14 protein-coding genes are annotated in these 15,037 nt (G+C 72.2%); 7 read left to right on the top strand and 7 right to left on the bottom strand.

The window, feature by feature from the left end; translation table 11 throughout:
• Nucleotides 1-40: 40 nt before the first annotated feature.
• Genes GRQ65_RS04345 through GRQ65_RS04355 form a run of 3 tightly spaced genes read right to left on the bottom strand, consistent with a single transcriptional unit; the run spans nucleotide 41 to nucleotide 3,539 of the window.
• Nucleotides 41-1,420 (bottom strand): aldehyde dehydrogenase family protein, encoded by a 1,380-nt coding sequence (locus GRQ65_RS04345; RefSeq protein WP_160875511.1) that lies wholly within the window; start codon nucleotides 1,418-1,420, stop codon nucleotides 41-43.
• Nucleotides 1,417-2,787: a glutamine synthetase family protein gene (locus GRQ65_RS04350; RefSeq protein ID WP_160875513.1), complete on the bottom strand. Its 1,371-nt coding sequence runs from the start codon at nucleotides 2,785-2,787 to the stop codon at nucleotides 1,417-1,419. The genes GRQ65_RS04345 and GRQ65_RS04350 overlap by 4 nt, the downstream gene beginning before the upstream one ends.
• 11 nt (nucleotides 2,788-2,798) lie before the next feature.
• Nucleotides 2,799-3,539 carry a FadR/GntR family transcriptional regulator gene (locus tag GRQ65_RS04355; protein WP_160875515.1) on the bottom strand — a complete coding sequence of 247 codons (741 nt, stop codon included), beginning with the start codon at nucleotides 3,537-3,539 and terminating at the stop codon, nucleotides 2,799-2,801.
• Between the two features lie 163 nt (nucleotides 3,540-3,702).
• Here GRQ65_RS04355 and GRQ65_RS04360 point away from each other — a divergent pair, with 163 nt between their 5' ends.
• From GRQ65_RS04360 to GRQ65_RS04370, 3 genes are read left to right on the top strand one after another with little or no spacing between them, the layout of a single operon-like run.
• Nucleotides 3,703-5,244 (top strand): amino acid permease, encoded by a 1,542-nt coding sequence (locus GRQ65_RS04360; protein WP_337191485.1) that lies wholly within the window; start codon nucleotides 3,703-3,705, stop codon nucleotides 5,242-5,244.
• A gap of 40 nt (nucleotides 5,245-5,284) precedes the next feature.
• Complete coding sequence (locus tag GRQ65_RS04365) at nucleotides 5,285-5,752, top strand: NUDIX domain-containing protein (RefSeq protein ID WP_160875517.1); 468 nt, start codon at nucleotides 5,285-5,287, stop codon at nucleotides 5,750-5,752.
• A 47-nt stretch (nucleotides 5,753-5,799) separates the two neighbouring features.
• Nucleotides 5,800-6,939 carry a PP2C family protein-serine/threonine phosphatase gene (locus tag GRQ65_RS04370; RefSeq protein ID WP_160875518.1) on the top strand — a complete coding sequence of 380 codons (1,140 nt, stop codon included), beginning with the start codon at nucleotides 5,800-5,802 and terminating at the stop codon, nucleotides 6,937-6,939.
• Here the strand turns inward: GRQ65_RS04370 and GRQ65_RS04375 are convergent.
• Nucleotides 6,866-7,525: a DUF2238 domain-containing protein gene (locus GRQ65_RS04375; RefSeq protein ID WP_202387333.1), complete on the bottom strand. Its 660-nt coding sequence runs from the start codon at nucleotides 7,523-7,525 to the stop codon at nucleotides 6,866-6,868. The two genes, GRQ65_RS04370 and GRQ65_RS04375, sit on opposite strands and share 74 nt — an antisense overlap.
• 95 nt (nucleotides 7,526-7,620) lie before the next feature.
• Nucleotides 7,621-8,148 (bottom strand): YbhB/YbcL family Raf kinase inhibitor-like protein, encoded by a 528-nt coding sequence (locus tag GRQ65_RS04380; RefSeq protein ID WP_160875519.1) that lies wholly within the window; start codon nucleotides 8,146-8,148, stop codon nucleotides 7,621-7,623.
• Nucleotides 8,149-8,255: 107 nt separating this feature from the next.
• Here GRQ65_RS04380 and cobA point away from each other — a divergent pair, with 107 nt between their 5' ends.
• Together cobA and GRQ65_RS04390 are read left to right on the top strand one after the other, a co-directional pair.
• Nucleotides 8,256-9,524 (top strand): uroporphyrinogen-III C-methyltransferase, encoded by a 1,269-nt coding sequence (gene cobA, locus GRQ65_RS04385; protein ID WP_160875843.1) that lies wholly within the window; start codon nucleotides 8,256-8,258, stop codon nucleotides 9,522-9,524.
• 15 nt (nucleotides 9,525-9,539) lie between these two features.
• Nucleotides 9,540-10,346, top strand: a complete 807-nt coding sequence (locus tag GRQ65_RS04390; RefSeq protein ID WP_160875520.1) for a TrmH family RNA methyltransferase — start codon at nucleotides 9,540-9,542, stop codon at nucleotides 10,344-10,346.
• Here GRQ65_RS04390 and def read toward each other — a convergent pair.
• Nucleotides 10,322-10,906 (bottom strand): peptide deformylase, encoded by a 585-nt coding sequence (gene def / locus GRQ65_RS04395; RefSeq protein WP_337191486.1) that lies wholly within the window; start codon nucleotides 10,904-10,906, stop codon nucleotides 10,322-10,324. The two genes, GRQ65_RS04390 and def, sit on opposite strands and share 25 nt — an antisense overlap.
• 117 nt (nucleotides 10,907-11,023) lie before the next feature.
• Between def and GRQ65_RS04400 the strand changes: the two genes are divergently transcribed.
• Nucleotides 11,024-12,394: an acyl-CoA dehydrogenase family protein gene (locus tag GRQ65_RS04400; RefSeq protein WP_160875521.1), complete on the top strand. Its 1,371-nt coding sequence runs from the start codon at nucleotides 11,024-11,026 to the stop codon at nucleotides 12,392-12,394.
• On the top strand, nucleotides 12,394-13,608 hold the full coding sequence (locus GRQ65_RS04405) for an acyl-CoA dehydrogenase family protein (RefSeq protein ID WP_160875522.1): 1,215 nt from the start codon (nucleotides 12,394-12,396) through the stop codon (nucleotides 13,606-13,608). The genes GRQ65_RS04400 and GRQ65_RS04405 overlap by 1 nt, the downstream gene beginning before the upstream one ends.
• A gap of 234 nt (nucleotides 13,609-13,842) precedes the next feature.
• Here GRQ65_RS04405 and GRQ65_RS22075 read toward each other — a convergent pair whose 3' ends face one another.
• Nucleotides 13,843-14,925 (bottom strand): hypothetical protein, encoded by a 1,083-nt coding sequence (locus GRQ65_RS22075; RefSeq protein ID WP_202387336.1) that lies wholly within the window; start codon nucleotides 14,923-14,925, stop codon nucleotides 13,843-13,845.
• Nucleotides 14,926-15,037: the final 112 nt, after the last annotated feature.

The following is a 15,037-nucleotide window of genomic DNA, read 5'->3' on the forward strand; positions in this document are numbered from 1 at the left end:
GTGTCCTGTTCTCTCTGCTGGATCTGGGGTCTGGGCGTCCTCAGTGGGCGATGAAGACGTTCTTCTCCTCGGTGAACGCCATCGGGGCGTCCGGGCCGAGCTCGCGGCCGAGGCCGGACTGCTTGTAGCCGCCGAACGGCGTCCAGTAGCGGACCGAGGAGTGGCTGTTGACCGAGAGGTTGCCGGCCTCGACGGCCCGGGCGACCCGCAGCCCGCGGCCGAGGTCGGCGGTGAAGATCGAGCCGGACAGGCCGTACTCGGTGTCGTTGGCCTTGGCGACGGCGTCGGCCTCGTCGTCGAACGGCATCACGGCGACGACGGGCCCGAAGACCTCCTCGCGCCAGATCCGGGTGGCGGGGTCCTCGACCGCCACGACCGAGGGGGCGACCCACCAGCCGGGGCCGTCGGGACGCGAGCCCTCGATGGTCACGTCGACCTCGTCGAGGTAGGAGACGACCCGGTCGCGCTGACCGGACGAGACCAGCGGGCCCATGTCGGCGGACTCGTCCTGCGGGTCGAGCACCCGGACCGCCTGCACGGCGGGCTCGAGGTGGGTCATGAACTCGTCGTAGACCGAGCGCTCGACCAGGATCCGCGAGCGGGCGCAGCAGTCCTGGCCGGCGTTGTCGAAGACGGCGCCCGGCGCGGCCGCCGCCGCCGCGGCGACGTCGGCATCGGCGAAGACGATGTTGGAGCTCTTGCCGCCGAGCTCGAGGGTCACCCGCTTCACCTGCTCGGCGCAGCCGGCCATGATCTGCTTGCCGACGCGGGTCGAGCCGGTGAAGCAGACCTTGCGCACCAGGTCGTGGGTGACGAAGCGCTGGCCGACCACGTCACCGCGGCCCGGCAGGATCGTGAGCACGTGCTCGGGCAGGCCCGCCTCCAGGGCGAGCTCGCCCAGGCGCACCGCCGTCATGGGGGTCAGCTCGGCAGGCTTGAGGACCACCGTGTTGCCCGCGGCCAGCGCCGGCGCGAAGCCCCAGCCGGCGATCGGCATCGGGAAGTTCCACGGCACGATGACCCCCACGACGCCCAGCGGCTCGTGGAAGGTCACGTCGGTGCCGCCGGCGACCGGGATCTGACGGCCGAACATCCGCTCGGGCGCCCCGGCGTAGTAGTTGAGGCAGTCGCGGACGTTGCCGGCCTCCCAGCGCGCGTTGCCCCAGGTGTGGCCGGCGTTGCGCACCTCGAGCTCGGCGAGCTCCTCGACGTGGGCGTCGACGACCGAGGCGAAGCGGCGCAGCATCGCCGCCCGCTCACCCGGCGCGACGGCGCGCCAGTGCTGGAACGCCTCGTGCGAGGCCGCGATGGCGGCGTCGGCGCCCGCCAGGTCGACCAGGGGTACGTCGGCCAGCGGCTTCTCGGTGGCCGGGTCGACGACGGTGAAGACGTCCGGACGGTCCGCAGAGGTGGTGCTCACAGTCGTTCGAAGCCTCTCTTCAGCTCCCAGTCGGTCACGGCGGCGTCGTAGGTGCGCAGCTCGACGTCGGCCATGTTGGTGTAGTGGTCGACCACCTCGTCGCCGAAGGCGGCGCGGGCGACCTCGGAGGAGGCGAAGAGCGTGCGCGCCTCCCACATCGTGTGCGGCACCTGCGGCTTGTCGGCGTCGTAGGCGTTGCCGACGAGCTCGGGCTCGAGGGGCAGCTCGTGCTCGATGCCGTGCAGGCCGCCGGCGAGCATTGCCGCGACCGCGAGGTAGGGGTTGACGTCGGCGCCGGGCAGCCGGTTCTCCAGCCGCGCCGCGGGGCCCTTGCCCACGAGGCGGACGGCGCAGGTGCGGTTGTCGTGGCCCCAGGCGACGGCGGTCGGCGCGAAGGAGCCGTGGGCGAAGCGCTTGTAGGAGTTGATGTTGGGTGCGTACAGCAGCGTCAGCTCGGCCGCGGTCGCGAGGATGCCGGCGACGAAGTGGTCGTAGAGCGCGGAGCGCTCACCCCGCTCGGCGTCCCAGAACACCAGCGAGTCGTCCTGGCCGCGCAGCGAGAGGTGCACGTGGCACGAGCTGCCCTCGCGCTCGTTGTACTTCGCCATGAAGGTCAGCGCCTTGCCCTGCTGGGCGGCGATCTCCTTGGCGACGGTCTTGTAGACCGCGTGGTTGTCGCAGGTCGTCAGGGCGTCGGCGTAGAGGAACCCGATCTCGTGCTGGCCGAAGTTGCACTCGCCCTTGGCGCCCTCGACGTCGAGCCCCGCGGCGTACATCGTGTTGCGGATCGCCCGCAGCAGCGGCTCGACGCGCGTGGTGCCGAGGATGGAGTAGTCGACGTTGTACTGGTTGACCGGGCGCAGGTCGCGGTACGCCGCATCGGCGGCGGCCTCGTAGGTCGTGTCGAAGGCGATGAACTCCAGCTCGGTGCCGGCCAGCGCCGTCCAGCCGCGCTCGGCGCAGCGGTCCAGCTGGGCCTGCAGGATCGTGCGCGGCGACTGCACGACCGGGGAGTGGTCCAACCAGACCAGGTCGCACTGCACCATCGCGGTGGCGGGCAGGTGGTCGAGCACGCGGATGGTGCGCTCGTCGAGCGCGAACTCCATGTCGCCGTACCCCCGCTCCCACGAGCTCATGGCGTACCCGCCGACGGTGTTCATGTCCACGTCGACGGCGAGGAGGTAGTTGCAGCCCTCCGTGCCGTGGTCGACCACGATGTCGGCGAAGTAGCGACCGTGCAGCCGCTTGCCCTGCAGCCGGCCCTGCATGTCGGTGAACGCGACGACGACCGTGTCGATGCTGCCGTCGTCGATGCGGGCGACCAGCTCGGCCATCGTCAGGTGCCGGTCGTTGCGCTTGGTGCTCATGGCGCGCTCCTCTATCCCACCAGGCCGCGCAGGAGGGCGGCCGTGTCGTCGCAGTGTTCCTCCATGACCTTGCGCGCCTGGGTCGCGCGACCCGCGAGGACCGCGGTGACCAGGCGGTCGTGCTGGGCGTCGGAGTGCCCGATGTTGGCCTCGAGGACCGGGATCGCGAGCAGCATCTCGTGGAGCACCGCCTGCACGGAGGTGACGGCCTCGACGGTGCGCGGCGAACCGGTGAGCGAGGCGAGCGTGAGGTGGAAGCGCGAGTCGGCCTGGCGGTGCTCGGCCGGCCGACGGGCCGCGGTGACCTCCTGGTGGGCCTGCACGAGCTGGTCGCGCTGCTCCTCGGTGAGCGGGCGGTCGGCGGCCAGGGCGGCCGCGCCCGGCTCGACGATGCGCCGGAAGTCGAGGGTGTCGAGCCACTCGTCGCGCTTGGCGGCCTTGATCCGCGCGGCCGCGCGGGCCGAGGGGGTGCGCGGGCGCTGGGTGACGACGGTGCCGCCGCCGCGACCGCGCGTCGTCTCGACCAGCCCGGCCTGGCGCAGCGCGACCATCGCCTCGCGCAGCGTGGCGCGCGAGACCTGGAGCCGCTCGGCGAGGTCGCGCTCGGCCGGCAGGGTGGTGCCGCGCGGGTAGACGCCGAGGCGGATCGCGGTCGCGAGCTGCTCGACGCACGACTCGAAGGCGTGGTGGGCGCGCACCGGACGCAGCACCGCCTCGGGCAGCGAGTGCGGGGTGGCGGTCACGGGGAGCATCCTGCGAGGCCCGGCCGGTGCTGTCAATCAAAGGTCTGGACTCAGACCTTTAACACAGGAACTGTTTACACGTGCTCGGCGGCGGGTCTAGTTTCTGGCCAACTCGCGACGACGGACGCGACCTGTGGGAGGGGAACCCGGCATGACCATGGACGAGCGACACGTGGACGACGACGAGGCGCTCCTCGCGAGACTGGGCTACAAGCAGGAGCTGGCCCGCAGCTGGTCGGGCTTCTCCAACTTCGCGATCTCGTTCTCGATCATCTCGATCCTCGCCGGCTGCCTGACGACGTACGGCGCGGGCATCGCCAACGGCGGGCCGGTCTCGATCTCGTGGTCCTGGCCGATCATCTCGCTGCTGATCCTCGTCATCGGCTTCACGATGGCCGAGCTGGTCTCGGCGATGCCGACCTCGGGCGGCATCTACTACTGGGCTTCCAAGCTCGGTGGGCCCGCGGCCGGGTTCTTCACGGGCTGGCTCAACCTCATCGGCCTCTTCGCGGTGACCGCGTCGGTCGCCTACGGCTGCGCGACGTTCTTCGAGCTGACCTTCGACGCCTGGGGCTGGTTCGACGGCTTCTCGCTCAACCGCGTCTTCGTCCTGTTCCTGGTGATCCTGGCGCTGATCTCGCTGGTCAACATCTTCTCCAGCCACCTGCTCGCGATCATCAACAACGTCTCGGTGTGGTGGCACGTCGTCGGCGCGGCGTTCCTCGTGCTGGTGCTCGTGCTCGTGCCCGACAGCCACCTGAGCCTGTCGCAGGTGTTCACCGACCGCTTCAACGGCTCCGGGTGGGACGGCGGCTCGACCGGCAGCCTGACCTACTTCTTCGTCATCATCCCGTTCGGCTTCATCCTCACGCAGTACACGATCACCGGCTACGACGCCTCGGTGCACCTCTCGGAGGAGACCCAGGGCGCGGCCAAGACGGCGGCCCGCGCGATCTGGCAGTCGATCCTCTACTCCGCGATCGGCGGCTACGTCCTGCTCCTCGCCATCACCTTCGCGATCCCGCAGGTCGACGGCGTGCCGGCGTACGCCGACATCCCGGCGGGCGGCGTCGCCTACGTCTTCGACGCCGCACTGGGCTCGAAGTGGGCCGGGCTGCTGCTCCTGGTCTCGGCCTGCGCGCAGCTCTTCTGCGCCACCGCCTGCCTCACCTCGACCTCGCGGATGATGTTCGCCTTCAGCCGCGACCGCGCGGTGCCGGGCTCGAAGCTGTGGTCGAAGGTCAACGCCCAGAAGACGCCCGCCAACGCCGTCATCTGCGCCGCGCTCGTCGCCGTCGTCATCACGCTCCCGGCGCTCAAGTCGGTCAACGGCATCCCGACGGCCTTCTACGCGGTCACCTCGGTCTCGGTCATCGGCCTCTACTTCTCCTTCGCGATCCCGATCTACCTGCGCTGGCGTGCGGGCGACTCCTTCCAGGTCGGCTCCTGGAACAACGGCAGCAAGTACAAGTGGATGAACCCGCTCGCCGTGGTGGAGATCGTGGTGGTCGGGCTGATGCTGATGCTGCCCACCTCGCCGTTCGGTGCGCCGTGGCGCGACGAGTTCGACTGGGCCAGCGTCAACTACGCCCCGATCATGACTGTCGGCGTGCTGCTGCTCCTCGCGATCTGGTGGGGCGTCTCGGCCCGGAACTGGTTCACCGGGCCGGTGAAGACCATCGACCCGGCCGTCGTGGAGGTCTACGAGGACTGATCAGCCCGGTTCGGCGCCGGCCCGCCCGTAGGGTGGGCCGGTGCCGATCCCGGAGTTCATCGTCGACGTCCGCCGGATGATCGGCACCCACCCGCTCTGGCTGCCCGGCATCACGGCCGTCGTACGTCGGGGCGAGGAGGTGCTGCTCGTCCGGCGCGCCGACAACGACGAGTGGACGCCGGTGACGGGCATCGTCGACCCGGGCGAGGAGCCGGCCGTCGCGGCCCGGCGCGAGGCGCTCGAGGAGACCGGCGTCGAGGTCCGCGTCGACCGGCTCGCCGGGGTGATGGTGGTCCCCGAGGTCGTCTACCCCAACGGCGACCGGGCGTCCTACCTCGACGTCACCTTCGCGTGCACGTGGCTCTCGGGCGAGGCGCACGTCGCCGACGACGAGTCGAGCGACGTCCGCTGGTGGCCCCTCGCGGCGCTCCCGCCCATGCGTCCGGAGTACCTCGAGCGGATCGACGCCGCGTCGTCGGGGGAGGAACGGGCGCGGTTCCGCGCCTGACGGAATGTTCCGCCGTCGACGGGGGCGGGGACGGTTAGGCTGGGCGAATGGCTGTTCGGGCGGCTCCTTCACTGCGAGCGAGGATCGGTGCGTGGCGCACCGGTTCGCCCGAGAGCCAGTGGGCGACCGCCGCGGCGATGCTCGCGGTCATCGCCGTCTCCTTCGTCGTCTCGCTGGTCGACCGCGACTACATGCCGCTCTCGGCCTACTTCGTGTGGCTGCTCGTCGCGAGCCTCCTGCTGAGCTTCCGCCCGCTTCTCCTGGTCGCCGTCGCCGACATCCTCGCCGGCGTCGGGTCGCTGCTGCTCGTCCGAGCGCTCGAGCCGCTCGTCGTGGTCTCGATCGGGTGGTTCCTCGCAGGGACGGCCCTGGTGCTGGTGGTCTCGAGCCGCCAGCGCAGCGGTCTGCCCGCGACGCTGAGCGAGTCGTTCCTGGCCGACCTCAAGGAGCGGCTCCTGGCCCAGGGGCGCATCCCGCCGCTGCCGCCGGGCTGGGAGTCCCAGACCGCGATGGTCGCCTCCCACGGAGTGTCGTACGCCGGTGACTTCATGGTCGCCGACCTCAGCGACGACCGGCGCCGGCTCGAGCTGATCCTGGTCGACGTGTGCGGCAAGGGCACCGCGGCCGGGCCGGCGGCCCTGCAGTTCGCCGGGGCGCTCGGCGGGCTGATCGGAGCCCTGCCGCCCGAGCAGCTCTTCCGCACGGCCAACGACTTCCTGCTGCGCCGCGGGGGCGACGAGGCCTTCGCGACCGCCGTCCACGTGCTGGTCGACCTCGAGGACGGGACCTACCAGATCACCAGCGCCGGACACCCGCCCGCGCTGCGCTGGGACGTGCCGCAGGGGGAGTGGGTCATCGACAACGCCCGTGGGACCGCGCTGGGCGTCCTCCACGACCCCGAGCTGCACACCAGCCACGGCAGGCTCTTCCACGGCGAGGCGCTGCTCTTCTACACCGACGGCGTCGTCGAGAGCCGCGGCACCCACATCGACGCCGGCATCGCCTGGCTCCAGCGCACCGCCCACGACGCCGTCGGCCTCGGCTTCGGCGGAGCCGCGCACCGCATCGTCGGCGAGGTCGACTCCCACGACGACGACCGCGCCGTGCTGATCCTCAGCCGCGCCCCGCTGGCGCGGAGCGAGACTCCGGCCCAGGCCCGCGAGGCCCTGCCGGTCCACCCCGGCTGACCCGGCTGCTGAGCGTCGCGACCACCAGCGCCGCCACGAACCCGCCGCTCGTCCCCAGCACCATGTCCCCGAGCGTGTCCTCGTAGGCCGTGTCGAGCTCGGTGCCGTGCCGGATGAACGTCCACCACTCGCCGACCTCCCAGCCGAGCGCGAGCAGGCACCCCAGCTCGGTGATCGCCAGCACCTGCACCCACCGCGGCCTGACGTCGCGGGCCAGCACCAGTCCCAGACCGGTGAGCAGGAAGAACCAGTTCACGAAGTGGTTGACGTCGTCCCACCACGCCACTCGGTCGTAGAGGTCGAGACTGTTGCCGGTCGTGTCGATCAGGAAGCCCAGCATCACCAGCGCGAACGCGGCGTACGGCACCGTGGCGTCCGGACGTCGGCGCCCGACCGTGACCCACCACAGTGCCGGCACGAGCAGCATCAGCACCGGGTAGGCCGCGAGCCGGGCGCCGAACGCCTTGTCCGCGAACCGGTCGATCCCCGGCACCCACGTCGCCACCGCCAGCTGTGCCACGGTCGCCACCAGCACCGCCGTCGGCAGCCAGGCTCCGACGTGTCGACGTCGCTCGCCCGGTCTCACATGAGCATCATCGGCACCCGTCGCGCCGACAGTCGAACTCCTGGGTCACCTGGTGGCCCAGAGGTCCGACTGTCGACGTACCGGTCGAGACCGGCTCAGTGCTGGTAGGTGCCCTTCAGGATGGCGCGGCCGGCGGTCTTGAAGGCCAGGTTGAACGACACGACGGCCGGCGAGGCGCTGGAGTCGACGCCGAGGGACTCCTCGCGCACGGCGTGCACCACGAAGTAGTAGCGGTGGACCTGGTCGCCCTCGGGCGGCGCGGCGCCGGTGAAGGCGAGCGTGCCGGCGTCGTTGCGGCACATGAACGCGTTGCCGGGCAGCTCGGCGCCCTCGGCGCCCGCGCCGGTCGGCAACGACGTGCAGTCGGCGGGCAGGTCGACGAGGACCCAGTGCCAGAACCCGCTCGGCGTCGGGGCGTCGGGGTCGAAGCAGGTCACGGTGAAGCTCTTGGTGTCCTCCGGGAACCCCGACCACGACAGCTGCGGCGAGGTGTCGCCGGCGGCCTGCACCTGGGCGTCGTCGAGGGGCTGGCCGTCGGCGACGTCCTCGCTGGTCACGCTGAACGACGGCACGGCGGGCAGCAGCTCGTACGGGTCCGGGCTGACGGGGCGGTCGAGCGTCATCGGGGCTCCTTCTCATGCTCACGTGTCGATTGGCGACACCGTCCGCACCCTGGGCGGCCGGCACCCGGTCCGGTACCCGCGGGGGCGATGATGGAGCCGTGGACGAGATGATCACGGTGTCCCCGGCGACCGGTCCCGCGAGCTACCCGGCGCTCTACCCCGCGGGGCTGCGGCTCACCGGGCGACGCGTGCTGGTGGTGGGGGGCGGCCTCGTCGCCCAGCGGCGGCTGCCCCACCTGATCTCCGTCGGCGCCGCCGTCGAGCTGGTCTCGCCCGAGGTCACGCCGGCCGTCGAGGGGCTGATCGGCGCGGGCGAGGTGACCTGGCACCGCCGTCGCTTCGAGGACGCCGACCTCGAGGGCGCGTGGTACGCCATCGCCGCGACCGACGACCCGGTCGCCAACGACGCCGTCAGTCGCGGTGCGGAGGAGCGGCGCATCTTCTGCGTCCGCGCCGACGACGGCACCGAGGGCACCGCCTGGACCCCGGCCGTGGCCCGGCACGCGGGTGTGACGGTCGCCGTGCTGAGCAACCGTGAGCCGCGGCGCAGCGCCGCGATCCGCGACGAGATCCTCGAGGGGCTGCGCGAGGGCCGGATCGTGGCGCGCCAGGACCGCGAGCGCGCGCCGGGCGTCGTGCTCGTCGGCGGCGGGCCCGGCGATCCCGACCTCATCTCGGTGGCCGGACGCCGCGCCCTCATGGAGGCCGACGTCGTCGTGGCGGACCGGCTGGCCCCCCGCGAGCTGCTCGGCGACCTGCCCGCCGACGTCGAGCTCGTCGACGTCGCGAAGCTGCCCCGCGGGCGCTCGGCGCTGCAGGAGGAGATCAACCGGGTCATCGTCGAGCGGGCCCTGGCGGGTCAGAACGTCGTCCGGTTCAAGGGCGGCGACAACTTCGTCTTCGGCCGCGGCTTCGAGGAGATCGAGGCGTGCCGCGAGGCCGGGGTCGCGGTCACCGTGATCCCGGGGCTCACCAGCCCCGTCTCCGTGCCCGGCCTCGCAGGCATCCCCGTCACGCACCGCGGCGTGGCGCACGACTTCACCGTCATCTCGGGCCACCTGCCGCCGGGCCACCCCGAGTCGCTCACCGACTGGGACGCCGTGGCCCGCCTGCACGGCACCGTCGTCCTCATGATGGCGGTGCAGAACGCTCCCGCGATCGCCGCCTCCCTCCTCGCGGGCGGCCGCCCGGCCCACACCCCGGTCGCGGTGGTGTGCGACGGGAGCATGCGGACCCAGCGGACCGTGCTGTCGACGCTGGCCGAGCTCGAGGCCGACCTGGAGCGCGAGGACGTGCGCCCGCCCGCGATCATCGTGGTGGGTCCGGTCGTCGCCGTCGCCCATCCCGAGCGGTACGCCGCCGCGCACCGCCGCTGAGCAGCGCCTCGACCCGTGGCCGAGCTCATCGCCCTCGACGACCCCACCGACCCCCGGCTCGCCGACTACCGCGACCTGCGCGACGTCGAGCTGCGCAAGCATCTCGAGGCCGAGCACGGCCTCTTCCTCGCCGAGGGGGAGAAGGTCGTGCGCCGCGCCGTCGAGGCCGGGCACACCCCCCGCTCGTTCCTGATGGCCCCGCGCTGGCTCGACGGCCTCGCGGACGTGCTCGACCGGACCGACGCGCCCTGCTACGTGCTGTCGGAGCAGCTGGCCGAGCAGGTGACCGGGTTCCACGTCCACCGAGGCGCTCTGGCCTCGCTGGAGCGCCGCCCGCTGCCGAGCCTCGACGAGGCGCTCGAGGGCGCCCGCTCGGTGCTGGTCCTCGAGGACGTCGTCGACCACACCAACGTCGGCGCGATCTTCCGCTGCGGCGCCGCCCTCGGATTCGACGCGGTGCTGCTGGCGCCCCGCTGCGCCGACCCGCTCTACCGGCGCGCGGTGAAGGTCGCGATGGGCGCCGTCTTCGCCCTGCCGTGGACCCGCCTCGAGGACTGGCACGGCGCGCTGCCGGCCCTGTCGGCTCGTGGCTTCACCACGGTCGCCCTCACCCTCGCCGACGACGCGGTGCCGGTGGAGGACGCCGTGCGCGGGGTCGACCGGCTCGCGCTGGTGCTCGGCTCGGAGGGCCACGGACTGTCGACGCGCTGGGAGACCTCCGCGGACCGGCGCGCGGTCATCCCGATGGCGGCGGGCATCGACTCGCTCAACGTCGCGGCGGCGGCCGCCGTCGCCTGCTACGTCGGCCAGTCGAGGGGGTAGTCCTCGGCCGCCTTCTCCATCGCCTTGGCCAGGCGCTTGCGGGCCTTGGTCGGCAGCCGGTCGCCGAACACCGTGCCGAGCGTGTGGTCGGTCTCGTGCTGCAGGCAGCGCGCCAGCAGCCCGGTGCCCTCGAACTCCACCGGCTCGCCGTCCAGACCGGTGCCGGTGACCCGGGCCCAGTCGGGCCGTGCGCAGGGTACGAAGGCCCCCGGGTAGCTCAGGCACCCCTCCTCGCCGTCGTCGAGGTGGCGGTCCTTGCCCTCGGGCAGCGTGAGCTCGGGGTTGCAGACCACGCCCACCGTGCTCTGTCCGGAGTCGTCGGGGCAGTCGAAGACGAACACCGCGCGGTCGACGCCGATCTGGCAGGCCGCGAGCCCGACCCCGTCGGCGGCGTACATCGTCTCGACCATGTCGGCCACGAGCGAGCGCAGCGCGTCGTCGTACGCCGTCACCGGCTGCTGCGGCCGGTGCATGACCTCGGTGCCCCAGCGGGTGACGGGGCGGATGACACCTCCGCGGGGGAGCTGACCGTACGGCGCGAGGGTGGGCTTCTCCGACACGTGCGCGACCCTATCGAGCCCGCCCGCCGAGCCGTGGGGAGCGGGCCGCCCGACGTGTGACCTGGGCCACGACGCGACACTGTAGTCGGATGTGTAACTCGGAGTTACAGTAGAGCCATGTTGCTCCCACCACTCGCCAAGCTGCGCCCGGGCGGTCGCCACGGGGTGGCGACGACCGAGACGCGTGACCCCATCGGCTACCTCGTCGCCGGGCTGAGCAGGCTCGCCCAGACCGACGTGCTCGACCGCCTCGGACTGCGCAAGCAGGCCGAGCAGGCGGTCTTCACCGTGACCCGCAGCGGCTTCAGCACCGTCACCACGGCGAGCCGCACCTTCGCCCGCAGTGGGGCGAAGGACAAGGCCGGCGTCCGCGCGCCGGTCGCGAAGCGGAGCGGCCAGTTCGACCTGACGCCCAGCGAGGACGAGCAGATGCTCGTGGACGTCGTCACCGAGTTCGCGACCGAGGTCGTGCGCCCGGCGGCCCACGACGCGGACGCCGCGTGCGCGGCGCCGCGCGAGCTCCTGGAGGCGAGCCTCGAGATCGGCCTGCCGATCCTCGGGCTGCCCGAGACCCTGGGGGGAGTCTCGGAGGAGCGGTCGGCGATGGCCGGCACCCTGGTCGCGGAGGCCCTGGGCCGCGGCGACCTGGGGCTGGCCGTCGCCACCCTCGCCCCCGGCTCGGTCGCCACCGCGATCGGTCTGTGGGGCACCGATGAGCAGCAGCAGACCTACCTGCCGGCCTTCACCGGCGACGACGTGCCGGCTGCGGCCCTGGCGCTCACCGAGCCCCACGTGCTGTTCGACGTGCTGTCGCCGCGGACCCGGGCGACCCGCACCGCCGACGGCTACGTGCTCGACGGCGTGAAGTCGCTCGTGCCCCGCGGCGCCGAGGCCGAGCTGTTCGTCGTCGGCGCCGAGCTCGAGGGACAGCCCGTGCTCTTCCTCGTCGAGAGCTCCACCCCGGGGCTCCGCGTCGAGGCCGACCCCGCGATGGGCGTGCGGGCCGCCTCGCTCACGACCCTGCACCTCGACGGCGTCACCGTGCCTCCCACCGCCGTGCTGGGCGCGACCGACGGCTCGACGTACGCCGAGTGCGTGCGGCTGTCCCGGCTCGCCTGGTGCGCGCTCGCGGTCGGCACCGCGCAGGCGGTGCTCGACTACGTCACGCCGTACGTGAAGGAGCGGGAGGCGTTCGGCGAGCCGATCGCCCACCGTCAGTCGGTGGCGTTCATGGTGGCCAACATCGCCATCGAGCTGCAGGCGATGCGCCTGCTCACCTGGAAGGCCGCCGGTCGTGCGGCCGCGGGCAAGGACTTCGCCCGTGAGGTCGCCCTGGCCCGCGAGGCCTGCGCGCACAAGGGCATGCAGATCGGTCTCGACGGCGTCCAGCTGCTCGGCGGCCACGGATTCGTCAAGGAGCACCCGGTGGAGCGGTGGTACCGCGACCTCCGGGCGATCGGACTCATGGAAGGTGCGGTGCTGGTCTGATGGCCATCAATCTCGACGACCCGAAGAAGTTCCGAACCCTGGCCGGTCAGGCCCACCAGGTCGCGATGAACATGCTGCGGCCCATCAGCCGCAAGTACGACCTCGCCGAGCACGAGTACCCCAAGGAGCTCGACATGCTCGCCGCGATGATCGACGGGCTCTCCGAGTCCGGTGCGGCCGAGGGGGCCGGGGCGGCCGGCGTACGTCGCGACGAGAAGTCCGACGACGGGGCCAACAAGAACGGCGCCAACCTCGCCAGCGTCATGTCGATCCAGGAGATGTGCTGGGGCGACGTCGGGCTGCTGCTGTCGATGCCGCGCCAGGGCCTCGGCAACTCCGCCATCGCCAGCGTGGCCGACGAGGAGCAGCTGAAGCGCTTCGAGGGTGTGTGGGCCGGCATGGCCATCACCGAGCCCGGCACCGGCTCCGACTCGGCCAACATCAAGACGACCGCCGTCCTCGACGGCGACGAGTACGTCCTCAACGGCGAGAAAATCTACGTCACCAGCGGGGACCGCGCCGACCACATCGTCGTGTGGGCGACGCTCGACCGCGACCTCGGCCGCGCGGCCATCAAGTCGTTCGTCGTGCCCAAGGGGACGCCCGGCATGCGGGTGGACCGGCTCGAGCACAAGCTCGGCATCCGGGCCTCCGACACCGCGACGATCATCTTCGAGAACTGCCGCGTGCCGAAGGAGAACCTCCTCGGTTCCGCCGAGGTCGACCCCAAGCAGGGGTTCGCCGGCGCGATGGCGACCTTCGACAACACCCGCCCGCTCGTCGCCGCCATGGCGATCGGCTGTGCCACGGCCGCGCTCGACCTGACCCGCGAGCTGCTCACCGACGCGGGTGTCGAGATCGACTACGACCGCCCCGGCCTCGCGCAGTCGGCCGCGGCGGCGAAGTTCCTGCAGCTCGAGTCCGACCTCGAGGGGGCGCGCCTGCTCATGCTGCAGGCGGCGTGGATGGCCGACAACCGCAAGCCCAACTCGCTCGAGGCGTCGATGGCCAAGGCCAAGGCCGGGCGCGTCGGCTCCGACGTGACGCTCTCCTGCGTCGAGCTCTGCGGCGCGGTGGGCTACTCGGAGTCCGAGCTGCTCGAGAAGTGGGCTCGCGACTCCAAGATCCTCGACATCTTCGAGGGCACCCAGCAGATCCAGCAGCTCATCGTGGCCCGACGCGTCCTGGGCCTGTCCAGCGCCGAGCTGAAGTAGACCCGCGAGGGAGCGGACGAGCGCCGGCGGGTTCGGGGGACCCGCCGGCGTTGTCGCGCGCCGCGGCGTGGACGGGCGCAGGGTGGCGCGGGGTGGCGGTGCGTGAGCAACCTCCTGGGCTTCTCGGAAGGTTGCCGAGGCACCGCTGCCTGGTGCGTCGGCACAGCGCTCGTGCCCTACGCAGCGCGGCCCCGGACCAGAGGTCCGGGGCCGCGCTCCTCGTCGAGGTCGGCGTCAGCTGCTGCTGGAGTCCGAGTCGTCGTCCTTGGTCACGTCGGCGGCCTTGGCGCCCGTCTCGGCCTCGGCCTGGACGGCCTTGGTCAGGGACGGGTCGACCAGCGGCGGGGTGCCCGGCTGCTGCAGGTCCGTGTCGGTCGTGTCGGGGTTGTGCGCGACGTCGGCCGCCGTGGTGTTGACCGGCGTCTTGGTCTCGGTCGCGGTGTCCTCGACCAGCTCGGAGGCCGAGAGCGGCGTCTGGAGTGCGGTGCCCGCACCCGGGTCGGCCGGGGCCTTCTTCGCGGGAGCCTTCTTCGCCGGAGCCTTCTTCGCGGCGGCCTTCTCGGCCGGGGCCTTCTTGGCGGCCGCGGCCTTGGCCGGAGCGGTCAGGGCCTCGGCGGCGGACGGCGCCTTCTTGACGGGAGCCTTCTTGACCGGAGACTTCTTGGCGGGGGTCTTCTTGGCGGGGATCTTCGCCGAGGGGGTCTCGGCCGTCGTGGTCGACTCCGTCGAGGTGGACGTCGGGCCAGCGGTCTTCTTCGCAGCCGGAGCCTTCTTCGCAGCCGGAGCCTTCTTCGCGGCCGGAGCCTTCTTCGCCGCCGGGGCCGGTGCCGCCGGGTCCACCGTCGACGCGCGACGGGCCGGGGTCCGCGACTCCTCGGAGGAGGTGGCGCCCTTGGCGGGGGCAGGTGCCTTGACGGGCGCCTTCTTCGCGGCCTTCTTGATGGGCGCGGGGGTGCTGCCCGCAGCGACGGACTTCTTGGCCGGTGTCTTCTTGGCGGGTGCCTTCTTGGCCGCCGGTGCCTTCTTCGCAGCCGGGGCCTTCTTGGCGACCGGGGCGGGAGCGGCAGGATCGGGGACGGCCACCGGAGCAGGAGTGCGGACCGGCTCGGCGACGGCTGCCTTCGTGGCGGCTCCCTTGCGGGTGGTCTTCTTCCCGGTGACGGCACCGACGACGGCGGCGGCCTCGCCCACCACCTTCATGCCGGTCCCGACGGGGTGCTTGACCACGGCGCCGGCGGTCTCGACGACCGCCCCGACCGTGCCGACGGCGGCGTCGGCCGCGTCCTTGATCTTGCCGAGGGGGCTCTTGCGTGCCACGGTGCGTCCTTCCACAGGCGACTGGGTTGCAGGTGCTGCACCGGCGAGCGGGTGGTGCCGCTGAAGGTTACTCGCCGGTACGACTGGTCAGAGTCAACCACCTGGGTGTACC

This window comes from Nocardioides flavescens, from assembly GCF_009823805.1.
Taxonomy (GTDB): domain Bacteria; phylum Actinomycetota; class Actinomycetes; order Propionibacteriales; family Nocardioidaceae; genus Nocardioides; species Nocardioides flavescens.